The sequence below is a fragment of the Aquincola tertiaricarbonis genome (genome assembly GCF_023573145.1).
Taxonomy (GTDB): Bacteria; Pseudomonadota; Gammaproteobacteria; order Burkholderiales; family Burkholderiaceae_C; genus Aquincola; species Aquincola tertiaricarbonis_B.
In genome coordinates this window covers 1,074,180-1,096,639 of the sequence record NZ_CP097636.1, presented here as the reverse complement: position 1 = coordinate 1,096,639, position 22,460 = coordinate 1,074,180, and the positions used below count along the sequence as shown (strand labels likewise).

Genomic DNA, 22,460 nt, shown 5'->3' with positions numbered 1-22,460 from the left:
GATGAGCACACCCGACCCCCGCTACGTGATCGGTGTCGACGTCGGCACCGGCAGCGCCCGCGCCGGCCTGTTCGACCTGCAGGGCCGCATGGTGGCCACGGCCAAGCACGACATCCAGACCTTCCATGCGGCGGGCGCCATCGTCGAACAATCCAGCACCGACATCTGGGCCGCAGTGTGCCGCTCGGTGCAAGACACGCTGGCCAGCGCCGGCGTGCCCGCGGCCCAGGTAGCGGGCATCGGCTTCGATGCCACCTGCTCGCTGGTGGTGCTGGGCGAAGGTGGCCAGCCGCTGCCGGTGGGCACTTCGGAAGACCCGGCGCGCGACATCATCGTGTGGATGGATCACCGGGCGGTGGCCCAGGCCGAGCGCATCAACGCCACCGGCCACCCGGTGCTGCGCTACGTGGGCGGCCGCATCTCGCCCGAGATGGAAACGCCCAAGCTGCTGTGGCTGCACGAGCACCGGCCCGCGGTGTTCAACGCCGCCTGGCAGTTCTTCGACCTCACCGACTACCTGACCTGGCGCGCCAGCGGCGACCTGGCCCGCTCCACCTGCACCATCACCTGCAAGTGGACCTATCTGGCGCATGAGCAGCGCTGGGACGAGAGCTACTTCCGCACCATCGGCCTGGGCATGCTGGCCGATGAAGGCTTCAAGCGCATCGGCCGCCGTGCGGTGCCCCCCGGCACGCCGCTGGGTCAGGGCCTGACGGCCGAAGCCGCCGCGGCGCTGGGCCTGCTGCCGGGCACGCCGGTGGCGGCCGGCCTGATTGACGCCCACGCCGGCGGCCTGGGCACCGTGGGCGCGGCCGGCGACCCGGTGGACAGCCTGGGTTATGTGTTCGGCACCTCGTCCTGCACCATGACCACCACGCGCGAGCCGGTGTTCGTCTCGGGCGTGTGGGGGCCGTACTTCTCGGCCATGGTGCCGGGCGCCTGGCTCAACGAAGGCGGGCAATCGGTGGCCGGCGCCGCGATCGAGCGCCTGCTGGCGCTGCACCCGGCCGCGCCCGAAGCGGCCCGCACCGCCGCCGCGCAAGGCCAGCCGCTGCCGGCCTGGCTGGCGCAGCAGGTGGCCCAGCGCTGCCCGCAACCTTCGGACAGCGCGCGCCTGGCCGCCGGCCTGCACGTGCTGCCCGAGTTCCTGGGCAACCGCGCGCCGCATGCCGACCCGCATGCCCGCGCCTGCATCGCCGGCCTGGGCATGGACAGCGACCTGGACAGCCTGCTGGCGCTGTACGTGGCGGGGCTGTGCGGCATCGGCTACGGCCTGCGCCAGATCATCGACGTGCAGGCTGCAGCCGGTGCGCCGGTGCAGCAGGTGGTCATCAGTGGCGGCGCCGGCCGGCTGGACCTGGTGCGGCAGCTGCTGGCCGACGCCACCGGCAAGCCGGTGCTGGCCACGCAGGCCGAAGAGCCGGTGCTGCTGGGCGCCGCCATCCTGGGCGCGCTGGCAGCCCGCTGCTTTGCCGATGCGCCGGCGGCCATGGCCGCGATGTCGCACACCGGCCAGCGCTATGAGCCGGCGGGCGGGCGCATTGCCGCCGCGCACGCGGGGCGCTACCAGGCCTTCCAGCGCCTGCAGGCGGTCACCCGCGAGATCCGCGAGGCCGAGAAGGGTCTGGCATGACGATCGAGGCCGTGGTGTTCGACATGGACGGCGTGCTGATCGACTCCGAAGTGCTGTGGCAACGCGTGCGCGAAGACTTTGCCGCCGAGCGCGGCCTGCCCTGGCGGCAGGAGGATCAGGAAGCCCTGATGGGCTGCAGCACCGAGGTGTGGTCGGTGCGCATGTGCGAACGCCTGGCGCTGACCGACATCAGCCCCGCCGAACTGGCTACCGACATCCTGGGCCGTGTGCAGCGCGCCTTCGAGACCGACCTGCCCGTGCGCCCCGGTGCGGCCGAGGTGCTGGCCGCGCTGGGCCAACGCTGGCCGCTGGCGCTGGCCACCGGCTCGCCGCGTGAACTGGCCGACTGTGCGCTGCGGCTCACCGGCTTTGGCAAGCACTTTCAGGCCACGGTGTGTGGCGACGAGGTGCGCCACGGCAAGCCGCACCCCGAGATCTACCAGCGCGCGGTGGCCGCGCTGGGCGTGGCGCCCTCACGCGCCGCCGGCATCGAAGATTCGGCCAACGGCCTGCGTGCGCTGCGGGCCGCCGGCCTGTGGGCCATCGCGGCGCCGGGCGAGGCATTTCCGCTGCGGCCGGCCGAGCTGGCGCTGGGCCACGCGGTGGTGCAGCACCTGTCGGCCATCAGGCCCGACTTCGTGGCCGCGCTGCCGCGGGCCGGATCGGCTGCTTATACGTCCGCTTAAACGTCCACCTCCACGTCGTCGCCGCGCAGCTCCATCAGCTCGCGGCGGGCAGCGGCTTCGCCCTTGCCCATCAGCTTGGTCATCGACTGCACGGTGCTGCCGAAGTCCAGCGCGCCGAAGTCCACGCGCAGCAGGCGGCGGGTGTCGGGGTTGAGCGTGGTGTCCCACAGCTGCTCGGCGCTCATCTCGCCCAGGCCCTTGAAGCGGCTGATGGTCCAGCTGCCTTCACGCGCGCCTTCCTTGCGCAGCTTGTCCAGTGCGGCGGTCAGCTCGCCTTCGTCCAGCGCATAGATCTTGGCCGCCGGCTTCTTGCCGCGGGCCGGCGCGTCGATGCGAAAGAGCGGCGGCTTGGCGATGTAGATGTGGCCACGCTCGATGAGCTTGGGAAAGTGGCGGAAGAACAGCGTCAGCAGCAGCACCTGGATGTGCGAGCCGTCCACGTCCGCATCGCTCAAGATGCACACCTTGCCGTAGCGCAGGCCGGTGAGGTCCGGCTCGTCGGTGGGGCCGTGCGGGTCCACGCCGATGGCCACCGCGATGTCGTGGATCTCGTTGTTCTTGAACAGCAGGTCGCGCTCCACCTCCCAGGCGTTGAGCACCTTGCCGCGCAAGGGCAGCACGGCCTGGGTTTCCTTGTCGCGGCCCATCTTGGCGCTGCCGCCGGCCGAGTCGCCTTCCACCAGGAACACTTCGTTCAGCGCCAGGTCGCGGCTCTCGCAATCGGTGAGCTTGCCGGGCAGCACCGCCACGCCCGAGCCCTTGCGCTTTTCCACCTTCTGGCTGGCGCGCTGGCGCGTCTGCGCCTGCTTGATCACCAGCTCGGCCAGGCGCTTGCCGTGGGCCACATGCTGGTTGAGCCACAGCTCCAGCGCCGGCTTGGTGAAGGCCGACACCAGCCGCAGCGCGTCGCGGCTGTTCAGGCGTTCCTTGATCTGGCCCTGGAACTGCGGGTCGAGCACCTTGGCGCTGAGCACGAAGCTGGCGCGCGAGAACACGTCCTCGGGCATCAGCTTCACGCCCTTGGGCATCAGCGAATGCATCTCGATGAAGCCCTTGATGGCGCCGAAGAGGCCGTCCTTCAAACCGGCTTCGTGCGTGCCGCCGGCCACCGTGGGAATCAGGTTGACGTAGCTCTCGCGCAGCGTCGGGCCTTCTTCGGTGTAGGCCACGCACCAGGAGGCGCCCTCGCCTTCGGCGAAGTTCTCGGTCTCGGCCGCGCCGGCGAACTGCTCACCCTCGAACAGCGGAATCACCGGATCGGCGGCCAGGTGCTGCATCAGGTAGTCGCGCAGGCCGGCCTTGTACTGCCAGGTCAGTGTCTCGCCGGTTTTTTCGGTGGTCAGCGTGACGGTCACGCCCGGCATCAGCACCGCCTTGCTGCGCAGCAGGTGCAGCAGCTCGCTGCGCGGCAGCTCGGCGCTTTCGAAGTACTTGGCATCGGGCCACACGCGCACGCTGGTGCCGTGCTTGCGGTCGCCCGAGGCGGCCTTGGCCACCACCAGCGGCTCCACCACGTCGCCGCCGGCAAAAGCCAGGCGGGCATGCTGGCCGTCGCGCCACACCGCCACTTCCAGCCGCTTGGCCAGTGCGTTGGTCACGCTCACGCCCACGCCGTGCAGGCCGCCCGAGAAGCTGTAGGCGCCGCCGGAGCCCTTGTCGAACTTGCCGCCCGCATGCAGCCGGGTGTAGACGATCTCGATCACCGGCACCTGCTCTTCGGGGTGCAGGCCGAAGGGAATGCCGCGGCCGTCGTCGTCCACCGCGATGGAGCCGTCGGCATGCAGCGTCACCGCGATGCGCCTGCCATGGCCGGCCAGCGCCTCGTCGGCTGCGTTGTCGATCACCTCCTGCACGATGTGCAGCGGGTTGTCGGTGCGGGTGTACATGCCCGGGCGCTGCTTCACGGGCTCCAGGCCCTTGAGCACGCGGATGGACGCTTCGCCGTAACTGGATTGCTTGCTTGCCATATCGACCGGGATTCTAGGGACCGGCCCGCCATCGCCCTGATGGCAGTCGGCACTCCGGCTCGGCTGCACCAATGTGAAGCGGTGTTTCGGATAGATTCCAGGGATGAAGCCCGCCGTACCCGCCCGCCCGTTGTCCATGAACCAGGTGCTGCTGTGCGGCGCGCTGATCGTCACGCTGTCCATGGGCATCCGGCACGGCTTCGGCCTGTGGCTGCAGCCCATCACCATGGACCGCGGCTGGACGCGCGAGACCTTTGCGCTGGCGCTGGCCATCCAGAACCTGGCCTGGGGCCTGGCGGGCCCGCTGGCCGGCATGCTGGCCGACCGGTTCGGCGCCTTCAAGGTGCTGCTGGTGGGCGGCGTCATGTACGCACTGGGTCTGGTGCTGATGGCCCTGTCCACCTCGGGCCTGGCGTTTGCGGGCAGCGCGGGGCTGCTGATCGGCATGGCGCAGTCGGGCACCACCTATGCGGTGATCTATGGCGTCATCGGCCGCAATGTGGCGCCCGAGCGCCGCTCCTGGGCGATGGGCGTGGCCGCAGCGGCCGGCTCCTTCGGCCAGTTCCTGATGGTGCCGGTGGAAAACTGGCTGATCGGCGGCTTCGGCTGGCAGAACGCGCTGTTCATCCTCAGCATCGCGGCCATCGCCATCCTGCCGCTGGCCTTCGGACTGCGCGAGCCTGCGGTGGCCACACCCACCGGCCCGCGCCAAAGCCTGCCGCAGGCGCTGCGCGAGGCCTTCGGCTACCCCAGCTTCCGCTACCTGATGGCGGGCTACTTCGTCTGCGGCTTCCAGGTGGTGTTCATCGGCGTGCACCTGCCCAGCTACCTGAAGGACCACGGCCTGTCGCCGCAGGTGGCCACCTATGCGCTGGCGCTCATCGGCCTGTTCAACGTGTTCGGTACCTACACCGCAGGCGTGCTGGGCCAGCGGCTGGCCAAGCGGCACATCCTGTCCACCATCTATGCGCTGCGCACGGTGGCCATCGTCGTCTTCCTGTTCGTGCCGCTGTCGCCGGCCAGCGTGTACGTGTTCGCGGCGGTGATGGGCTTCCTCTGGCTGTCCACCGTGCCGCCCACCAATGCCGTGGTGGCACAGATCTTCGGCGTGCAGTACCTGTCCACGCTGGGCGGCTTCGTGTTCCTCAGCCACCAGATCGGCAGCTTCCTGGGGGTGTGGCTGGGCGGCAAGCTGTACGACACCACCGGCAGCTACGACGTGGTGTGGTGGCTGGCCGCGGCGCTGGGCCTGTTCGCCGCCGCCATCAACCTGCCGGTGCGTGAAGGCCCGATCGCCCGGCAACCGGCGGCGGTGCCGGCATGAAGCCGGCCAGCCGACGCCTGCTGGCCTGGACCGCCGCACTGGCGGTGCTGGGCGCGGTGTTCGCGGCCTACATGCAACCCAGCTTGATGGTCGAGCTCGCCAACCAGGTGTGGGCCTGCTTCTGATGCACGGCGGCACCGAACCCTCGGCCTGGGTGCAGCGCTGGGCGCCGCTGATCCGCCCCGGCGGCCACGTGCTGGACGTGGCCTGCGGCAGCGGCCGCCACCTGCGCTGGTTGGCCGCACGCGGCCATGCGGTGACGGGCGTCGACCGCGACGCGCAGGCGCTGGCGCCCTTGCAGCCGCTGGGCCGGCTGGTGGTGGCCGACATCGAAGCCGGACCGTGGCCGCTGCCGGGCGAGACCTTCGACGCCGTGGTCGTGACCCACTACCTGTGGCGCCCTTTGATGCCCACGCTGCTGCAGTGCCTGGCGCCCGGTGGCCTGCTGATTTACGAAACTTTTACCGAGGGCCAGGCCAGCATCGGCAAGCCCTCGCGACCCGATTTCCTGCTGCGGCCGGGCGAACTGCTGACGGTGGCACAAGGCCTGCGCATCGTCGCGTACGAGGACGGATTCCTGGCCTCGCCGCCCCGCTTCGCGCAGCGCATCGCGGCCGTGCAGCCCGGCGCTGCCCCGGCCGAGCCGGCTCGTTATCCCCTGTGAGGGGCCTGCCGGCCGACGGTTAAACTCCGTCGATTAGGAAGAAGCCGGTACCGCTATGAAACCGATTGTTGGCAGCATCGTCGCGCTGATCACGCCGATGCACGAAGACGGCAGCGTCGACTACCCCGCACTGCGCAAGCTGATCGACTGGCACATCGCCGAAGGCACCGACTGCATTGGTGTGGTCGGCACCACCGGCGAATCGCCCACCGTCTCGGTGGAAGAGCATTGCGAGATCATCCGCGTGGCGGTGGAGCAGGCGGCGGGCCGCGTGCCCATCATGGCCGGCGCCGGCGCCAATTCCACGCAGGAAGCCATCGAGCTGACCCGCTTCGCCAAGAAGGTGGGCGCCGACTGCTCGCTGCAGGTGGTGCCCTACTACAACAAGCCGACGCAGGAAGGCATCTACCGCCACTTCAAGACCATCGCCGAGGCGGTGGACCTTCGGGTGGTGCTGTACAACGTGCCCGGCCGCACCGTGGCCGACATGAGCGTTGAGACCACGCTGCGCCTGGCGCAGGTACCGGGCATCATCGGCATCAAGGAAGCCACCGGCAACATCGAACGCGCCGCCTGGTTGGTGCGCGAACTGCCCGAAAGCTTTTCGGTGTATTCGGGCGACGACGGCACCGCCGTGGCCTTGATGCTGCTGGGTGGCAAGGGCAACGTCAGCGTCACCGCCAACGTGGCGCCGCGCCTGATGCACGAGCTGTGCATCGCCGCCGTCAACGGCGACGCATTGCTGGCCCGCAAGCTGCACCTGCAGCTGCTGCCGCTGCACAAGCAGCTGTTCTGCGAACCCAACCCCATTCCCGTGAAGTGGGCGCTGAACCGCCTGGGCCGCTGCGGCCCGGCGCTGCGCCTGCCGCTCACCCCGCTGGACGCAGCCCTGCAGCCGGTGGTCGAAAAGGCCCTGCGCGACAGCGGCGTGCTGTAAGCCGAACGCCTCGCGCCTTTCCCCTCCCCCGTCCGACAACTTTTCGTCCGGCGCCTCGCAGCGTCGGCGGCCTCTCCCGATGCGTCAACTGAACCGTTCCACCACCGCGCTGGCCGTCCTGGCGCTCATGGCCACGCTGGCCGGATGCTCGAGCGTCGAGAACCTGATGTCGGGCGACAAGATCGACTACCGCAGCAAGGCTCGGCAGTCGCAATCGCCGCTGGAGGTGCCGCCCGACCTGACCCAGCTGGCCCGCGACGGCCGCTACCAGGCCGCTTCGGGCAGCGTGAGCGCTGCCGGCTACCAAGCCAATGCCAACGTGCCGGGCGCCGCCAACCCCGCCGCGCCGGAGGCCACGCAGACCGTGGCGCCGCAAGCCATCGGCGACATCCGCGTGCTGCGCGACGGCAACCAGCGCTGGCTGTTCGTGCCTGCCACGCCTGAGCAACTGTGGCCCCAGCTGCAGCAGTTCTGGCAGGAGCGCGGCTTCGTGCTGGCCACCGACAGCCCGCAGGCCGGCGTGATGGAAACCGACTGGGCCGAGAACCGCGCCAAGATCGCCGACGACATCATCCGCCGCACGCTGGGCCGCGTGCTCGATTCGCTGTACTCCACCGGTGAACGCGACAAGTTCCGCACCCGGGTGGAACGCGTGGCCGGCGGCACCGAGGTGTACATCAGCCACCGCGGCATGCAGGAGGTGTACACCAGCCGCGAACGCGACCAGACCAACTGGACCGTGCGCCCGGCCGACCCTGAGCTGGAAGCCGAATTCCTGCAGCGCCTGATGGTCAAGCTGGGCGCCGACAAGACCCGCGCCGATCAGGCGGTGGCCTCGGCCGGCGCGGCCGCACCCAATGGCGCACCAGCGGCGCCCGGCACGCCGGTGAGCGCCCGTGCCCGCGTGGTGCCTGGCCAGGACGCCGCCACGTTGACGGTGGACGAAGGCTTCGACCGCGCCTGGCGCCGTGTGGGCCTGGCGCTGGACCGCGGCGGCTTCACGGTGGAAGACCGCGACCGTGCCGGCGGCATCTACTACGTGCGCTACGCCGACCCCAAGATGGCCGGCAAGGAAGAGCCGGGCTTCTTCTCCAAGCTGTTCAGCTGGGGCGACGACAAGGGCAAGAACACCCTCACCGGTCCGGGCCGCTACCGCATCAACCTCAAGACCACCGGCAACCAGACCACGGTGGCGGTGTACACCTCGGCCGGCCAGCCCGAGAACACCGACATCGGCCAGCGCATCGTCCGCATCCTGGCCGACGACCTCAAGTGAATGGTGCACCCGGTCGCGCACCTGCGGTGCGGGACCACCCGCCGAGCGGGTGGCGCGGCCGCCTTGGGAGCGGCCCGGCGCCGGCCGCGCGCCGGTTGAAGCTGCTGCACCTGTGCTGAGATTCCGCAGCCTGGGCAGCGGCAGCACCGGCAACGGCACGCTGATCGAATCCACCCGCAATGGCCGCACCACGCGGCTGCTGGTGGATTGCGGCTTCTCCCTGCGCGAACTCACGCGCCGGCTGGCACCCGCCGGCCTCACCCCTTCGATGCTCGACGCCGTGTTCATCACCCATGAACACAGCGACCACGTCGGCTGCGCACTGCAGCTGGGCCGCCGCCATGGCGTGCCCGTGTGGGCCAGCCTGGGGACCTGGCAGGCCATGGACCGCAAGCCGGCGCCGCTGCGTGCGGTGGGCGCAGAGCTGGTGCGCCACGTGGCACTGGATGGCGTACCCATCGAGCTGGGCGGCCTGCAGGTCACGCCCTTCGGCGTGCCGCACGATGCCGCCGAACCCCTGCAATTGCGCTGCACCGACGGCGTGGCCCGGCTGGGCGTGCTCACCGACCTGGGCGAGCCCACCGAGGCCGTGATGGGCCATTTGAGCGACTGCCATGCGCTGCTGCTGGAATGCAACCACGACGCGCAGATGCTGGCCGACGGGCCCTATCCGTTCTTCCTGAAGCGCCGCGTCGGCGGCGTGCGCGGCCACCTGGCCAACACGCAATCGGCCACCATCCTGGACCGCTGTCGCCACACCGGCTTGCGCCATGTGGTGGCGGCTCACTTGAGCCAGCAGAACAACACGCCCGAGCTGGCTGCCGCCGCCTTGAGCGGTGTGCTGGGCTGCAGCGCCACCGAGATCATCGTGGCCGACGCGCTGCAAGGCAGCCCCTGGCTGGACGCGGGCTGAAGCGCCGAGCCCGCTTGCGGAGCTGCCGCCCCGCCGCACCCTGAAAACCGAACGCGCACAAAAAAGCCCCGTCTGGCGGGGCTTTGTTTGCGGCTGGCTCAACTTGCGTTGGACTGGGCCTGTTTGGCGGAGTCGGAGGGATTCGAACCCTCGATGCAGGTTTTGCCCACATACTCCCTTAGCAGGGGAGCACCTTCGGCCACTCGGTCACGACTCCATCAATCGAAGAAGCGGGATTCTAGCTCAAGAATTGGCGTTTTCCTGCTCGAGATCAAAAGCTTTGTGCAGTGCACGCACAGCCAGCTCCATGTACTTCTCGTCGATCACGACGGAGGTCTTGATCTCGCTGGTGCTGATCATCTGGATGTTGATGCCCTCTTCGCTTAGCGTGCGGAACATCTTGGCCGCGATACCGACGTGGCTCTTCATGCCGATGCCGACGATGCTGACCTTGCAGATCTTCGGGTCGCCCACCACTTCGGCAGCGCCGGTGGCCGGCACCACCTTCGACTTCAGCAGGTCGAGTGCGCGGCTGTAATCCACGCCCTGCACGGTGAACGAGAAGTCCGTCTTGCCGTCGTGCGACACGTTCTGGATGATCACGTCCACGTCGATGTTGGCATCGGCCACGGCACCCAGGATCTGGTAGGCCAGGCCCGGCTTGTCGGGCACGCCCATCACGGTGATCTTGGCTTCGTCGCGGTTGAACGCGATGCCCGAGACAACGGCTTGTTCCATGTTTTCGTCTTCCTCGAAGGTGATCAGGGTGCCCGACTTGGCTTCCTCGTCGATGTCGATGTCCCAGGGCGTGAAGCTGGACAGCACGCGCAGCGGCACCTTGTACTTGCCGGCGAATTCCACCGAGCGGATCTGCAGCACCTTGCTGCCCAGGCTGGCCATCTCCAGCATCTCTTCGAAGCTGATGGTGTGCAGCCGGCGCGCCTCGGGCACGATGCGCGGGTCGGTGGTGTAGACACCGTCCACGTCGGTGTAGATCAGGCATTCGGCGGCCTTCATCGCCGCTGCCACGGCCACGGCCGAGGTGTCGCTGCCGCCACGGCCCAGCGTGGTGATGTTGCCTTCCGGGTCCACGCCCTGGAAGCCGGTGATCACCACCACCTTGCCGGCGGCCAGGTCGGCGCGCACGCGGGCGTCGTCGATGGCCTGGATGCGGGCCTTGGTGAACGACGAATCGGTCTTGATGGGCACCTGCCAGCCGGCGTAGCTCACGCACTCCAGGCCCTCGGCCTGCAGCGCGATGGACAGCAGGCCCACCGAGACCTGTTCACCGGTGGAGGCGATCATGTCCAGCTCGCGCATCACGCTGGACGTGATGCGCTCGGGCTGCAGCTCTTTGGCCAGGCCCAGCAGGCGATTGGTCTCGCCGCTCATTGCCGAAGGAACGACCACCATCTGGTGCCCGGCGCGGGCCCACTTGGCGACGCGCTTGGCGACGTTGCGGATGCGCTCCGTGGAGCCCATCGACGTACCGCCATACTTGTGAACGATCAGTGCCATGACGTGGGACGGCGAGCGCCACGGCCCGCACGTTCTGCTTGAAAAAATCGGCCCGGGCGAGTCCGGGAAAGCCTGCGATTCTAGCGACCGTCGGCGGATGCTTCGCCGATTGAACAATCTGCGGCAAAGGGCACCCAGTCGATGCGCATGCGCGGGCCGCCCTCCGCGGCGTGCAGGGCTCGCGCATCCACGCCCAGGCCGGGCACGAACAGCAGCCGCCCAGCGGCCCACAACAAGGGCCCCTGCCGGGCCCAGGCGGGCACGGCCTGCTGCTGGAACATCTTCTTCAGGCTGCGCGCCGGACGGTCCGCCGCCAGCTGAAACTGCTCACCGCCGCTGCGGCTGCGCAGCTCGCAGTTGGCCAGCCAGGCCAGCGGCACACCCTCGTTCGCCGGCTCGACGACCAGCTCGCCCCCGAAGGCCTGCACGAGCACGCGCGCAGCGCCGGTGATGCGCAGCGGCCAGCATGGCGGGCTGGCCAAGCCATGTGCGGCAGGGCCGACCCCACCAGGCTGCGTGGGCGCATGATCCACCCGCAGGCGACCGCGGTAATGCCGCAGCACCTGCCCACCGGGCGCCGGCCAGCTGGCGGCCACCGCCTGCGGCCATTCGGCCAGCAGGCGATCGACCAGCCGCTGCGGGGCGCCCTGCCCCAGCCGCAGCGCCAGCCAGTGGCGCAGTACGATCAGCCGCCTGGCGGGCGACAGGCCCCACCAGGCTTCGCGCAGCAGAGCTTCGCCTTCACTGCAGGCCCGCAGGGCCTCGTCGGCCCATTCGGCCAGTGCCGCATCGGCCTCGGCACTGCGCCGCGCGGCCGCGGCCAGCGCCGCCTCGGCGCCGGCAAAGGCCTGGTTCAAGCCCGGCATCACCTGCAGCCGCAGCCGGTTGCGCGCAAAGCGGGGGTCCTGGTTGCTGCCGTCTTCCACGACCGGCAGCCCGTGCAGCGCCCCATAAGCCTCGATGGCCTCGCGCGGGCGGTCCAGCCAGGGGCGGGCCCAGGTGAGGCCGTGTCGTTCGATCCTGGCCGGCATGGCGGCCAGCCCGGCGGCACCGGCGCCGCGCAGCGCCTGCAGCAGGAAGGTCTCGGCCTGGTCACGGCGGTGGTGGGCCAGCAGCACCAGATCGGCACCGGCCTCGTGGGCCAGGCGGGCCAGCGCGGCGTAACGCTCGCGCCGGGCCCAGGCTTCGATGCTGTCGCCGGGCTGCGGTCGCGTGGTGAGCCGCTCGGCCAGCAAGGGCACTTCAAGCTGCCCGCACAGGGCCGCCACCTGCGCCTGCCAGGCATCGGCCTGAGGCATCAGGCCATGGTGCACATGCAGCGCCTGCACGGCCACGCCCAGCGGCCGGGCCGCCTGCACCGTGGCATGCAGCAGGGCGACGGAATCGCGGCCGCCGCTGACGGCCACCGCCACGCGATGCGCCCTCACGCGGCCATCCGGAAGGCTCAGCGTTCCTTGGTGTCGCTGAAGCGGCCGTAGGCCTGCAGGCGCTCATAACGGCGCTGCAGCAGCTCCTTCGGCTTCAGGTCGATGACCTGGCGCAGCGCTTCGTTGAGGCCGCGCTTGAGCGAAGCGGCCATGGCCTTGGGGTCGCGGTGCGCGCCGCCCACGGGCTCGCTGACGATCTTGTCGACCAGGCCCAGCGCCTTCAACCGGTGCGCGGTGATGCCCAGTGCCTCGGCCGCATCGGACGCACGCTCGGCCGTCTTCCACAGGATGGAGGCACAGCCTTCGGGCGAGATGACGGAGTACACCGAGAACTGCAGCATCAGTGTCTGGTCGCCCACGCTGATGGCCAGCGCACCGCCCGAGCCGCCTTCGCCGATGATGGTGGCGATGATGGGCACTTCGAGCTGCGCCATCTCGAAGATGTTGCGGCCGATGGCCTCGCTCTGGCCGCGTTCTTCGGCGCCAATGCCGGGGTAGGCACCGGGCGTGTCGACGAAGGTGAACACCGGCAGGCCGAACTTCTCGGCCAGCTTCATCAGGCGCAGCGCTTTGCGGTAGCCCTCGGGCCGGGCCATGCCGAAGTTGCGCGCGGCACGCTCCTTGGTGTCACGGCCCTTCTGATGGCCCAGCACCATGCAGGCCATGCCATTGAAGCGGGCCAGCCCACCGACGATGGACTGGTCGTCGGCGAACGCGCGGTCGCCGTGCAGCTCCTGGAAGTCGGTGAAGATGTCGTTGACGTAGTCCAGCGTGTAGGGCCGCTGCGGGTGGCGCGCGATCTGCGTCACCTGCCAGGGCGTCAGCTGGGTGTAGATGTCCTTGGTGAGCTGGTGGCTCTTCTTGTCGAGCCGCTCGATCTCTTCCGAGATGTCGACCGCCGATTCGCTTTGCACGAACCTCAGTTCCTCGATCTTGGCCTCCAGCTCGGCGATCGGGGCTTCAAAGTCCAGGAAGTGCTTCTTGCTCATGCGGGGAGTCCTCTTGTTCTCAGTACTCGACGGGCAGCGGATCGAGGCTGCGCCAAAGGTACCAGGTGGCGACCGACCGGTAAGGTGCCCAGGCATCGCCGACTTCGCGCGCCTCGGCACGCGAAACCGGCTCGCCGCTGAAGTAGTTCAGGCTGATGCCCTTGAGCAGCCCGACGTCGTCCAGCGGCAGCACGTTCGGCCGCATCAGGTGGAAGATCAGGAACATCTCGGCCGTCCAGCGGCCGATGCCGCGGATGGCGACCAGTTCCTCGATGATGGCCTCATCGTCCATGTCGTGCCACTGCTGCACGTGCACGGCACCACTGTCGAAATGCTGCGCCAGGTCGCGCAGATACTCCACCTTGCGGGCCGAGAGGCCGGCCGCCCGCATGGTGTCCACTTCCAGCGCCATCACCGCGGCGGGCGCCAGGCGGGTGCTGGGCTCGCTCATCAGCGCGGCGAACTTGTCCCACACGCTTTGCGCAGCCTTGACCGAGATCTGCTGGCCGACGATGGAGCGCGCCAGCGTGGTGAAGGCATCGCCGCGGCTTTGCAGGCGGCCTTCGCCGAACTTGGGGATGAGCTTGCGCATCACACGGTCGCGCTTGCTCAGGTGGCGGCAGGCGTCGTCCCAATAAGTGGGCGTGACGATGGCCGTCGCCACAGGCGTTACAGCAGCACGCGGCACGGTCAGGCTCTCACCCAGGTGGTGCCCTGCGCCGAGTCCTTCAGCACCACGCCCTGCTCGAGCAACTGCGCGCGGATGCGGTCGGCTTCGGCGAAGTTGCGCGCCAGCTTGGCAGCGGCCCGGGCCTCGATGGCGGCGTTGACCGCCGCTTCGTCGAGGCCGGACTGGCCACCCTGCAGATAGGCCTGCGGCGCCAGCTGCAGCACGCCCAGCGTGGCGCCCAGCGCCTTCAGCAGGCCGGCCTGCGCGGCCGAGCCGCTGCGGTTGACCTCACTGGCCAGTTCGAACAGCACGGCCAGCGCGGCCGGGGTGTTGAGGTCGTCGTTCATCGCGTCGCGGAAGGCGGCGGCAGCAGGCTGCTGCCAGTCGATGGTCACGGCTTCGGCCGGCACCTTGTCGAGCGCGGTGTACAGGCGGCGCAGCGCCGCGCGGGCATCGTCGATGTGCGCGTCGCTGAAGTTGAACGGGCTGCGGTAATGCGTGCGCAACAGGAAGAAGCGCAGCGTCTCGCCGTCGTAGCGCTCCAGCACTTCGCGGATGGTGAAGAAGTTGCCCAGCGACTTCGACATCTTCACGTCGTCGACGTTGAGGAAGCCGGTGTGCATCCAGTGCCGCGCGAAGGTGGCGCCGGTCGCACCTTCGGTCTGGGCGATCTCGTTCTCGTGGTGCGGGAACTGCAGGTCCATGCCGCCGCCGTGCAGGTCGATCGGCTGGCCCAGCATGCTGCAGGCCATGGCCGAGCACTCGATGTGCCAGCCCGGGCGGCCCGCGCCATAGCGGCTGTCGAACTTGGCCTCGGCCGGCTCCTCAGGCTTGGCCGACTTCCACAGCACGAAGTCCAGCGGGTCGCCCTTGCCGCCATCACCTTGCTGCACGGCCACGCGCTCACCGGCGCGCAGGTCGTCCAGGCTCTTGCCCGACAGCTTGCCGTAACCGGCGAAACGGCGCACCGCGAAGTTCACGTCGCCATCGTCGGACTGGTAGGCCAGGCCGCGCGCTTCCAGCTGCGCGATCACGTCCAGCATCTGCGGCACGTACTCGGTGGCGCGCGGCTCGTGCGTGGGCGGCAGCAGGCCGATGGCTGCGAAGTCCTGGTGCATCGCCTGCGTGGTCTGCGTGGTCAGCTCACCGATGGTGATGCCGCGCTCGACCGCACGGCGGATGATCTTGTCGTCGATGTCGGTGATGTTGCGCACATAGGTCACCTCGTAACCGATGGTGCGCAGCCAGCGGTAGACCACGTCGAACACCGTCATGGTGCGCGCATGGCCCATGTGGCACAGGTCGTAGACGGTGATGCCGCACACGTACATCCGCACCTTGCCTGCCTCGACGGGCGTGAAGTCTTCCAGGGTGCGGGTGAGGGTGTTGTGCAGGCGAAGGGTCATCGCGAAGGCCGCAAAGACAGCGGCCTCATCGTGGGAGGCCGCTCGTTAGAATCAGCCGTTCAGTATAGCGGCCCACCCGTTCACCCCCCATCAGCGCCTTGACCTCCTGCAACACCACCACATGAAGATGAAACAAGGCCTTGCCCTGGCGCTCTCGCTCGCGATGATGGCGGCCGCGCCTGCGTTCGCGCAGAAGGTGCGGCTCGACACTTCCATGGGCGCCATCGTGCTGGAGCTCGATGCCGCCAAGGCCCCCAAGACGGTGGCCAACTTTGTCGAGTACGTGAAGGCCGGCCACTACAACGGCACCGTGTTCCACCGCGTGATCGACGGCTTCATGATCCAGGGTGGCGGCATGGACGCCTCGATGAACGAGCGCCCCACCCGCGCGCCCATCCCGCTGGAAAGCCGCAACGGCCTCGTCAATGCGCGTGGCACCGTGGCCATGGCCCGCACGATGGACCCCAACTCGGCCACCGCCCAGTTCTTCATCAACCTGAAGGACAACAGCTTCCTCGACCAGGCCAACTCGCGTGACGGCAACGGCTACGCGGTGTTCGGCAAGGTGGTGTCGGGCATGGACGTGGTCGACAAGATCAAGTCGGTGCCCACCGGCAACAAGGGCCCGCATCAAAACGTACCGCTGCAACCCGTGGTGATCAAGCAAGCCACTCTGGAGAAATGACATGACCAAGACCGTAGAAATCACCACCAGCGCCGGCGTGATCCGCGCCGAACTCGACGACGCCAAGGCGCCCGCCACCGTCGAGAACTTCCTGTCGTACGTGCGCAAGGGCCACTACGACAACACCGTGTTCCACCGCGTCATCAAGGGCTTCATGATCCAGGGCGGCGGCTTCGAGCCCGGCATGAAGCAAAAGGGCACCGACGCGCCCATCAAGAACGAGGCCAACAACGGCCTGAAGAACGCGCACTACACGCTGGCCATGGCCCGCACCTCCGACCCGCACTCGGCCACCGCGCAGTTCTTCATCAACACCACCAACAACGGCTTCCTCGACTTCAAGTCCGAGTCGGGCCAGGGCTGGGGCTATGCCGTGTTCGGCCAGGTGGTGTCGGGCCAGGACGTGATCGACACGATCGAGAAGGTGCGTACCGGCCGCAAGGGCATGCACGACGACGTGCCGGTCGAAGACGTGGTGATCCAGAAGATCACCGAAGTCTGAAACCCACGATGACGCTGCCCGCTTCTGCCGAGGTGCTCGCGCCTCCTGGCTGGCAGTGCATCGAGTTCATTTCCGACCTGCACCTGGGGCCCGACACGCCGCACACCTTCGCGGCCTGGGCCCACTACCTGCAGCACACGCAGGCCGATGCCGTCTACCTGCTGGGCGACGTGTTCGAGGTGTGGGTCGGCGACGATGCGGCGGCCGAGCCGGGCAGCTTCGAGCAGCGGTGCGTCACGGTGCTGCGGCAGGCCGCGCAGCATCGTCGCATCGGCTTCATGGCCGGCAACCGCGATTTCCTGCTGGGGCAGGCGCTGCTTGAAGCACTGGGCCTGCAGGCCCTGCACGACCCCACGGTGTTCACCGCCTTCGGCCAGCGGCTGCTGGTCACGCATGGCGACCTGCTGTGCCTGGACGACAGCGACTATCAGGCCTTCCGCCGCCAGGTGCGCAGCACGGCGTGGCAGCAGGCTTTCCTGGCGCAGCCGCTGGCCCTGCGCCGGCAGCAGGCGCGCCAGATGCGCAACGCCAGCCGCGCCGCGCAAAGCGGACTGACACCCGATCAATGGAGCGAGGTGGACAACCACGCTGCCGCCGACTGGCTGCAGGCCGCCGATGCGCCGCGCATGGTGCACGGCCATACCCACCGCCCCGCCACGCATGCCCTGCGCTTTGGTGAACGGCAGGTGTTGAGCGACTGGGACTTCGAGGCCGCCCGCCCCCGCGGCGACCTGCTGCGCTGGACCGCCGGTGGCCTGTCGCGCCACGCCGTGGCGCCCGCACCATGATCGGCGGCCTGTGGCAGGCCTGGCGGCGACGCCAGGAAGCGCGTGCGCTCGCCCGCCGCAGCATCCCCGATGCGCTGTGGCAGCAGACGCTGGCGCGCTACCCCTTCCTGCAGCGCCTGTCGGCCGACGACATGACCGAGTTGCGCCGCCTGGCCAGCCTCTTCCTCGACAAGAAGGAATTCACCGGTGCCGGCGGCCTGGTGGTCACCGACGAGATGGCCGTGGCCGTGGCCGCGCAGGCCTGCCTGCCAGTGCTGCGCCTGGGCATCGAGCAGTACGACGACTTCGTCGGCATCGTGATGCACCCCGATGAAGTGGTGGCCCGCCGCGAGGTGATGGACGAGACCGGCGTGGTGCACCAGTACGACGAACTGCTATCGGGCGAGGCCATGGTCGGCGGCCCGATGATGCTGAGCTGGCAGGACGCCGGTGACCGCGCCGCGCAGGCCGACGACCGCGACGGCCTGGCCTACAACGTGGTGATCCATGAGTTCGCGCATGTGCTGGACATGCGCGACGGCATCGCGGACGGGGTGCCGCTGCTGCCCAACGCACAGGCCCAGGCCGACTGGCACGACACGTTGATGGCCGAATACGACCGCTTCAGCGAGCGCGTGGTGTGCGGCTACGACACCGTGGTCGACCCCTACGGCGCCGAGGCGCCGGAAGAGTTCTTCGCGGTGGCCAGCGAGGCCTTCTTCGTCACGCCCGAGGCGCTGAAAGAAGAACAGCCGGTGATGTACCGGCTGCTCGCTTCGTTCTACCGGCAGACCCCGTAGGGCCCGCCGCGCCGTCCGGTGCCCGCGGGCACCGGTGGCTTCAGGCTCAGGCCGTGGCGGGCTCGGCCTTGGGCTTGTCGCTCTTGCGCGGCGGCTGGATGTCCAGCACCGCGTTGCCGTCGGCATCGATGTCCACCGTCAGGCGGCCACCGTCGACCAGCCTGCCGAACAGGAGTTCGTCGGCCAGCGCGCGCCGGATCACGTCCTGGATCAGGCGCTGCATCGGGCGGGCGCCCATCAGCGGATCGAAGCCCTTGGCGCCCAGGTGCTTGCGCAGCCCGTCGGTGAAGGTGACTTCCACCTTCTTCTCGGCCAGCTGGCTTTCCAGTTGCAGCAGGAACTTGTCGACCACCCGCAGGATGATCTCCTGGTCCAGCGCCCGGAAGCTGACGATGGCGTCGAGCCGGTTGCGGAACTCGGGCGTGAACAGGCGCTTGATGTCGCCCATCTCGTCACCGGTTTCACGCGAGTTGGTGAAGCCGATCGTCGACTTGCTCATCGCCTCGGCACCCGCGTTCGTCGTCATGATGATGATGACGTTGCGGAAGTCGGCCTTGCGCCCGTTGTTGTCGGTCAGCGTGCCGTGGTCCATCACCTGCAGCAGCACGTTGAAGACGTCCGGGTGCGCCTTCTCGATCTCGTCGAGCAGCAGCACGCAGTGCGGCTTCTTGGTCACCGCCTCGGTCAGCAGACCGCCCTGGTCGAAGCCGACGTAGCCCGGAGGCGCGCCGATCAGGCGGCTGACGGCGTGGCGCTCCATGTACTCCGACATGTCGAAGCGGATCAGCTCGATGCCGAGGATGTACGCCAGCTGCTTGGCCACTTCGGTCTTGCCGACGCCGGTGGGGCCGCTGAACAGGAAGGCGCCGATCGGCTTGTCCGGCTTGCCCAGGCCCGAGCGCGCCATCTTGATCGCGGCCGACAGCGCGTCGATGGACGGGTCCTGCCCGAACACCACGCTCTTCAGGTCACGGTCCAGCGTCTTGAGCTTGCTGCGGTCGTCGTTCGACACCGAGGCCGGCGGGATGCGCGCGATCTTGGAGACGATCTCTTCCACCTCGGCGCGGGTGATCGTCTTCTTCTGCTTGTTCTTGGGCAGGATGCGCTGTGCGGCACCGGCCTCGTCGATCACGTCGATCGCCTTGTCGGGCAGATGACGGTCGTTGATGAACTTGGCCGACAGCTCGGCCGCCGCCTGCAGGGCGCCCAGCGCGTACTTCACGCTGTGGTGCTCTTCGAAGCGCGACTTCAGGCCCTTGAGGATCTCGATCGTCTGCTCGACCGACGGCTCCACCACGTCCACCTTCTGGAAACGACGCGACAGCGCCGCGTCCTTCTCGAAGATGCCGCGGTATTCGCTGAAGGTGGTGGCGCCCAGGCACTTCATCGCGCCCGAGCTGAGCGCGGGCTTGAGCAGGTTGCTGGCGTCCAGCGTGCCGCCCGAAGCGGCGCCGGCACCGATCAGCGTGTGGATCTCGTCGATGAACAGGATGGCATTCGGCTGGTCCTTCAGCTGCTTGAGCACGCCCTTCAGGCGCTGCTCGAAGTCGCCGCGGTACTTGGTGCCGGCCAGCAGCGCGCCCATGTCCAGCGCGTAGACGGTGGACTCGGCCAGCACTTCGGGCACGTCGCCTTCGGTGATGCGCCAGGCCAGGCCTTCGGCGATGGCGGTCTTGCCCACGCCGGCCTCACCCACCAGCAGCGGGTTGTTCTTGCGGCGGCGGCACAGGACCTGGATCACACGCTCGACCTCGTGCTCACGGCCGATCAGCGGATCGATCTTGCCGTCGCGGGCCATCTGGTTCAGGTTCTGGGTGAACTGGTCCAGCGGCGAGCCCTTGCCTTCGGCGGCGTCTTCCTTCTCGCCTTCGGCACCCGGGTTCTCGTTCGACTTGGACGGCTCCGGCGGGTCGGACTTCTTGATGCCGTGGGCGATGAAATTCACCACATCCAGGCGCGTCACACCTTGCTGGTGCAAGTAGTAAACGGCGTGGGAGTCCTTTTCACCGAAGATGGCCACCAGCACGTTGGCGCCGGTGACTTCCTTCTTGCCACTGCCCGTGCTTTGCACGTGCATGATGGCCCGCTGGATCACACGCTGGAAGCCCAGGGTGGGCTGCGTGTCGACCTCGTCGGTGCCACCGACCGTGGGCGTGTTCTCCTTGATGAAGCTCGACAGGCTCTTCCGCAGGTCGTCGATGTTGGCGGCGCAGGCGCGCAGCACTTCGGCAGCGGAGGGGTTGTCGAGCAGCGCCATCAGGAGGTGCTCCACGGTGATGAATTCATGGCGCTGCTGGCGTGCTTCCACAAACGCCATGTGCAGACTGACTTCAAGTTCTTGCGCGATCATGCGGCCTCCAAAATGCACTGCAGCGGGTGCCCTGCCCGGCGGGCGGCAGCAAGCACCAGTTCAACCTTGGTCGCGGCGACGTCCTTCGTGTAGACGCCGCAAACGCCGCGACCCTCGTGATGGATCTTCAGCATGATCTGCGTCGCGGTGTCGAGATCACGCAGGAAGTATTCCTGCAACACCAACACCACGAACTCCATGGGGGTGTAGTCGTCATTGAGCAGCACCACCTGGTACATGCGCGGCGGCTCAGTCCGCTGCGCCTGCCGTTCGGCCACGACGGCGCCTTGCCCGTCATCGACGCGCGGGGCGCCTGGAGGGGTGGGGGGCAGCGAGGGGGGATCCGCGGGCATGAATCGATTCTATAGAGAGTGAATACCAAGGGGTGTGGTAGCGCATATTGCATCGTCCCGCCCAGACTCAAGGCCTGAGTTGGGGCTAAAACACTGCCATCTTGCACGCCACCCACAAGATGAGCGTGAACGCCACATCAAGGTGAAAATGATCACAATGAAACTCTATTGACAGGAACGATAGCCCGGCCTCAGAATTTCTTCACCAGTGGAAGGGCGATGTTGCCCGTTGTGGAGAAAGTCATGGCAAATGGAACCGTCAAGTGGTTTAGCGATACCAAAGGTTTCGGATTCATCGAGCCTGAGGGCGGTGGGGCCGATGTGTTTGCGCACTTCTCCGCAATCCAGATGGAAGGCTTCCGCACGCTGAAGCCCGGCGCTCGCGTCACCTACGATCTCGTGCAAGGCCCCAAGGGCGATCTGGCCCACAACATCCAGGCGCTCGACGCTCCGGCCACACCGCGCAGCGCAGCCGCGCATGTCGCGGGCGCACGCGTCAGCAGCTTCGCGGCGTCGGCGGAGTGACGGCGCTCGGCGCTCCGACGCACCTTGTCCGGATGAACCGCCCCAAGCCCGCCGCTGGCGGGCTTTTTCATTGGGGCTCCGCAGCCAGCGGCAACTCGGTGGCAAATCGCTCGGACAAGAAGTCCAGCATCTTGCGCAACAGCTGAGGCTGGTACTGGCGCGACAAGTAGGTGGCGTGCACCCCCAGCGGCTCCGGCTCGGCGTCGGGCAGCAGCCGCACCAGCTCGCCACGGGCGATGGCTGCATCACACAGGTAGGTCGGCAGCAACGCGATGCCGCATCCGGCCAGCGCCGCCTGCATCAACACCATCGGCTCGTTCGACTGCAACGGCCCCTCCACCGGCACCTGCACCACACGGCTGCCCTGCTGCAGCGTGTATTCGTTGCGCCCGAAGTACGCGTGGGTCAAACACCGGTGCCCCCGCAGCGCCTCCGGCGTGGTGGGGGTGCCATGGCGCGCCAGATAAGCCGGTGACGCGCACAAGGCCGAGCGGCAGGTCCCCAGGCGGCGGGCCACCAGGCCATCGTCCAGCCGATTGCTGATGCGCACCGCCAGATCGATGCGATCCTCCACCAGGTTCACTGCCCGCTCCATCACCACCAGCTCCACCTGCGTCTGCGGGTACAGCTGCAGGAAATCGGCCACGGCGGCCGCCAGATGGGCCTGAGCGAAGGACGGGCTGGCCGTCATCCGCAAACGTCCGGTGGGCGTGCTGCTGCGCTCGCCAGCCAGCGATTTCACATCCTGGGTCAATGCCAGCACCTGACGGCAGCGCTCCAGGGCCTCCCGGCCGGCGTCGGTGAGGCTGACGCGGCGCGTGGTGCGGTGGAAAAGCCTCACGCCCAGCCACTCCTCCAGGCTCACCAGGTAGCGGGACACCATCGCGCGCGACATGTCCAGCGCATCCGCCGTCTCGGTCAGGCTGCCGCGGTCGGCGATCTCCGCGAAGACCTGCATCGCCGTGAATCTGTCCATGTCTATTGATCCGATCAGGTAGACAAACTATGCGCTGCAACGCGGTTTATTTGACCTGTTTCGCGCAAATAAAGTGGCGCATCTCTTCAACG

The 22,460-nt window shown here is 68.3% G+C and carries 22 protein-coding genes and 1 tRNA gene; 13 read left to right on the top strand and 10 right to left on the bottom strand.

What is annotated here, in order from left to right; translation table 11 throughout:
• Nucleotide 1 precedes the first annotated feature (1 nt).
• Together MW290_RS19270 and MW290_RS19265 are read left to right on the top strand one after the other, a co-directional pair.
• Nucleotides 2-1,633, top strand: a complete 1,632-nt coding sequence (locus MW290_RS19270) for an FGGY-family carbohydrate kinase (protein ID WP_250199308.1) — start codon at nt 2-4, stop codon at nt 1,631-1,633.
• The gene (locus MW290_RS19265; protein WP_250199307.1) at nt 1,630-2,319 is read left to right on the top strand and encodes an HAD family hydrolase; all 690 of its coding nucleotides are present in this window, start codon (nt 1,630-1,632) and stop codon (nt 2,317-2,319) included. The genes MW290_RS19270 and MW290_RS19265 overlap by 4 nt, the downstream gene beginning before the upstream one ends.
• Here MW290_RS19265 and MW290_RS19260 read toward each other — a convergent pair.
• The gene (locus MW290_RS19260; RefSeq protein WP_250199306.1) at nt 2,316-4,286 is read right to left on the bottom strand and encodes a DNA topoisomerase IV subunit B; all 1,971 of its coding nucleotides are present in this window, start codon (nt 4,284-4,286) and stop codon (nt 2,316-2,318) included. The two genes, MW290_RS19265 and MW290_RS19260, sit on opposite strands and share 4 nt — an antisense overlap.
• A 103-nt stretch (nt 4,287-4,389) precedes the next feature.
• Between MW290_RS19260 and MW290_RS19255 the strand changes: the two genes are divergently transcribed.
• The 6 genes from MW290_RS19255 (at nt 4,390) to MW290_RS19235 (ending at nt 9,400) form a co-directional block, all read left to right on the top strand.
• Entirely contained in the window at nt 4,390-5,610 is a 1,221-nt protein-coding gene (locus tag MW290_RS19255; RefSeq protein ID WP_250199305.1) for an MFS transporter, read from the top strand.
• Nucleotides 5,607-5,735 carry a hypothetical protein gene (locus MW290_RS33050; RefSeq protein WP_259373493.1) on the top strand — a complete coding sequence of 43 codons (129 nt, stop codon included), beginning with the start codon at nt 5,607-5,609 and terminating at the stop codon, nt 5,733-5,735. Before MW290_RS19255 ends, MW290_RS33050 begins: the two co-directional genes overlap by 4 nt.
• Nucleotides 5,735-6,274 carry a class I SAM-dependent methyltransferase gene (locus tag MW290_RS19250; RefSeq protein ID WP_250200055.1) on the top strand — a complete coding sequence of 180 codons (540 nt, stop codon included), beginning with the start codon at nt 5,735-5,737 and terminating at the stop codon, nt 6,272-6,274. The genes MW290_RS33050 and MW290_RS19250 overlap by 1 nt, the downstream gene beginning before the upstream one ends.
• 55 nt (nt 6,275-6,329) lie before the next feature.
• Nucleotides 6,330-7,211 (top strand): 4-hydroxy-tetrahydrodipicolinate synthase, encoded by an 882-nt coding sequence (gene dapA, locus MW290_RS19245; protein ID WP_250199304.1) that lies wholly within the window; start codon nt 6,330-6,332, stop codon nt 7,209-7,211.
• A 79-nt stretch (nt 7,212-7,290) separates the two neighbouring features.
• On the top strand, nt 7,291-8,487 hold the full coding sequence (bamC, locus tag MW290_RS19240; RefSeq protein WP_250199303.1) for an NlpB/DapX family lipoprotein: 1,197 nt from the start codon (nt 7,291-7,293) through the stop codon (nt 8,485-8,487).
• A gap of 112 nt (nt 8,488-8,599) precedes the next feature.
• The gene (locus MW290_RS19235) at nt 8,600-9,400 is read left to right on the top strand and encodes an MBL fold metallo-hydrolase (protein ID WP_250199302.1); all 801 of its coding nucleotides are present in this window, start codon (nt 8,600-8,602) and stop codon (nt 9,398-9,400) included.
• Between the two features lie 124 nt (nt 9,401-9,524).
• Here MW290_RS19235 and MW290_RS19230 read toward each other — a convergent pair.
• From MW290_RS19230 to cysS, 6 genes are all read right to left on the bottom strand, one after another.
• Nucleotides 9,525-9,617, bottom strand: a tRNA-Ser gene (locus MW290_RS19230).
• 26 nt (nt 9,618-9,643) lie between these two features.
• On the bottom strand, nt 9,644-10,918 hold the full coding sequence (locus MW290_RS19225) for an aspartate kinase (protein WP_250199301.1): 1,275 nt from the start codon (nt 10,916-10,918) through the stop codon (nt 9,644-9,646).
• A gap of 80 nt (nt 10,919-10,998) precedes the next feature.
• Nucleotides 10,999-12,345, bottom strand: coding sequence for a tRNA lysidine(34) synthetase TilS (gene tilS / locus MW290_RS19220; RefSeq protein WP_250199300.1), 1,347 nt, complete (start codon nt 12,343-12,345; stop codon nt 10,999-11,001).
• Nucleotides 12,346-12,362: 17 nt separating this feature from the next.
• Nucleotides 12,363-13,334, bottom strand: coding sequence for an acetyl-CoA carboxylase carboxyltransferase subunit alpha (locus MW290_RS19215; RefSeq protein ID WP_250199299.1), 972 nt, complete (start codon nt 13,332-13,334; stop codon nt 12,363-12,365).
• A gap of 19 nt (nt 13,335-13,353) precedes the next feature.
• Nucleotides 13,354-13,998 (bottom strand): DNA-3-methyladenine glycosylase family protein, encoded by a 645-nt coding sequence (locus MW290_RS19210; protein WP_250199298.1) that lies wholly within the window; start codon nt 13,996-13,998, stop codon nt 13,354-13,356.
• Between the two features lie 26 nt (nt 13,999-14,024).
• Nucleotides 14,025-15,410 carry a cysteine--tRNA ligase gene (gene cysS, locus MW290_RS19205; protein ID WP_250199297.1) on the bottom strand — a complete coding sequence of 462 codons (1,386 nt, stop codon included), beginning with the start codon at nt 15,408-15,410 and terminating at the stop codon, nt 14,025-14,027.
• 127 nt (nt 15,411-15,537) lie between these two features.
• Here cysS and MW290_RS19200 point away from each other — a divergent pair, with 127 nt between their 5' ends.
• Genes MW290_RS19200 through MW290_RS19185 form a run of 4 tightly spaced genes read left to right on the top strand, consistent with a single transcriptional unit; the run spans nt 15,538 to nt 18,164 of the window.
• Nucleotides 15,538-16,095, top strand: coding sequence for a peptidylprolyl isomerase (locus tag MW290_RS19200; protein ID WP_375142924.1), 558 nt, complete (start codon nt 15,538-15,540; stop codon nt 16,093-16,095).
• A gap of 1 nt (nt 16,096) precedes the next feature.
• Complete coding sequence (locus MW290_RS19195; RefSeq protein ID WP_250199295.1) at nt 16,097-16,597, top strand: peptidylprolyl isomerase; 501 nt, start codon at nt 16,097-16,099, stop codon at nt 16,595-16,597.
• 8 nt (nt 16,598-16,605) lie between these two features.
• Nucleotides 16,606-17,385: a UDP-2,3-diacylglucosamine diphosphatase gene (locus MW290_RS19190; RefSeq protein WP_250199294.1), complete on the top strand. Its 780-nt coding sequence runs from the start codon at nt 16,606-16,608 to the stop codon at nt 17,383-17,385.
• Nucleotides 17,382-18,164 carry a M90 family metallopeptidase gene (locus MW290_RS19185; RefSeq protein WP_250199293.1) on the top strand — a complete coding sequence of 261 codons (783 nt, stop codon included), beginning with the start codon at nt 17,382-17,384 and terminating at the stop codon, nt 18,162-18,164. Before MW290_RS19190 ends, MW290_RS19185 begins: the two co-directional genes overlap by 4 nt.
• 46 nt (nt 18,165-18,210) lie before the next feature.
• On the opposite strand, the gene clpA is transcribed toward MW290_RS19185, so the two are convergent.
• Complete coding sequence (gene clpA, locus MW290_RS19180; RefSeq protein WP_250199292.1) at nt 18,211-20,514, bottom strand: ATP-dependent Clp protease ATP-binding subunit ClpA; 2,304 nt, start codon at nt 20,512-20,514, stop codon at nt 18,211-18,213.
• The gene (gene clpS / locus MW290_RS19175) at nt 20,511-20,867 is read right to left on the bottom strand and encodes an ATP-dependent Clp protease adapter ClpS (RefSeq protein WP_250199291.1); all 357 of its coding nucleotides are present in this window, start codon (nt 20,865-20,867) and stop codon (nt 20,511-20,513) included. Before clpS ends, clpA begins: the two co-directional genes overlap by 4 nt.
• Before the next feature lie 243 nt (nt 20,868-21,110).
• Here clpS and MW290_RS19170 point away from each other — a divergent pair, with 243 nt between their 5' ends.
• Entirely contained in the window at nt 21,111-21,392 is a 282-nt protein-coding gene (locus tag MW290_RS19170; protein ID WP_250199290.1) for a cold-shock protein, read from the top strand.
• Nucleotides 21,393-21,459: 67 nt separating this feature from the next.
• Here MW290_RS19170 and MW290_RS19165 read toward each other — a convergent pair whose 3' ends face one another.
• A complete protein-coding gene (locus MW290_RS19165) occupies nt 21,460-22,368 on the bottom strand; it encodes a LysR family transcriptional regulator (protein ID WP_250199289.1) in 909 nt (302 codons plus the stop codon).
• Between the last annotated feature and the right edge of the window lie 92 nt (nt 22,369-22,460).

What these genes read in the sequence shown, in the direction of transcription:
- MW290_RS19270 (WP_250199308.1), top strand. Translation starts at nt 2, where the DNA reads ATGAGCACACCCGACCCCCGCTACGTGATCGGTGTCGACGTCGGCACC.
- MW290_RS19265 (WP_250199307.1), top strand. Translation starts at nt 1,630, where the DNA reads ATGACGATCGAGGCCGTGGTGTTCGACATGGACGGCGTGCTGATCGAC.
- MW290_RS19260 (WP_250199306.1), bottom strand. Translation starts at nt 4,286, where the DNA reads ATGGCAAGCAAGCAATCCAGTTACGGCGAAGCGTCCATCCGCGTGCTC.
- MW290_RS19255 (WP_250199305.1), top strand. Translation starts at nt 4,390, where the DNA reads ATGAAGCCCGCCGTACCCGCCCGCCCGTTGTCCATGAACCAGGTGCTG.
- MW290_RS33050 (WP_259373493.1), top strand. Translation starts at nt 5,607, where the DNA reads ATGAAGCCGGCCAGCCGACGCCTGCTGGCCTGGACCGCCGCACTGGCG.
- MW290_RS19250 (WP_250200055.1), top strand. Translation starts at nt 5,735, where the DNA reads ATGCACGGCGGCACCGAACCCTCGGCCTGGGTGCAGCGCTGGGCGCCG.
- dapA (WP_250199304.1), top strand. Translation starts at nt 6,330, where the DNA reads ATGAAACCGATTGTTGGCAGCATCGTCGCGCTGATCACGCCGATGCAC.
- bamC (WP_250199303.1), top strand. Translation starts at nt 7,291, where the DNA reads ATGCGTCAACTGAACCGTTCCACCACCGCGCTGGCCGTCCTGGCGCTC.
- MW290_RS19225 (WP_250199301.1), bottom strand. Translation starts at nt 10,918, where the DNA reads ATGGCACTGATCGTTCACAAGTATGGCGGTACGTCGATGGGCTCCACG.
- MW290_RS19215 (WP_250199299.1), bottom strand. Translation starts at nt 13,334, where the DNA reads ATGAGCAAGAAGCACTTCCTGGACTTTGAAGCCCCGATCGCCGAGCTG.
- cysS (WP_250199297.1), bottom strand. Translation starts at nt 15,410, where the DNA reads ATGACCCTTCGCCTGCACAACACCCTCACCCGCACCCTGGAAGACTTC.
- MW290_RS19200 (WP_375142924.1), top strand. Translation starts at nt 15,538, where the DNA reads ATGAAACAAGGCCTTGCCCTGGCGCTCTCGCTCGCGATGATGGCGGCC.
- MW290_RS19195 (WP_250199295.1), top strand. Translation starts at nt 16,097, where the DNA reads ATGACCAAGACCGTAGAAATCACCACCAGCGCCGGCGTGATCCGCGCC.
- MW290_RS19190 (WP_250199294.1), top strand. Translation starts at nt 16,606, where the DNA reads ATGACGCTGCCCGCTTCTGCCGAGGTGCTCGCGCCTCCTGGCTGGCAG.
- MW290_RS19185 (WP_250199293.1), top strand. Translation starts at nt 17,382, where the DNA reads ATGATCGGCGGCCTGTGGCAGGCCTGGCGGCGACGCCAGGAAGCGCGT.
- clpA (WP_250199292.1), bottom strand. Translation starts at nt 20,514, where the DNA reads ATGATCGCGCAAGAACTTGAAGTCAGTCTGCACATGGCGTTTGTGGAA.
- clpS (WP_250199291.1), bottom strand. Translation starts at nt 20,867, where the DNA reads ATGCCCGCGGATCCCCCCTCGCTGCCCCCCACCCCTCCAGGCGCCCCG.
- MW290_RS19170 (WP_250199290.1), top strand. Translation starts at nt 21,111, where the DNA reads ATGGCAAATGGAACCGTCAAGTGGTTTAGCGATACCAAAGGTTTCGGA.
- MW290_RS19165 (WP_250199289.1), bottom strand. Translation starts at nt 22,368, where the DNA reads ATGGACAGATTCACGGCGATGCAGGTCTTCGCGGAGATCGCCGACCGC.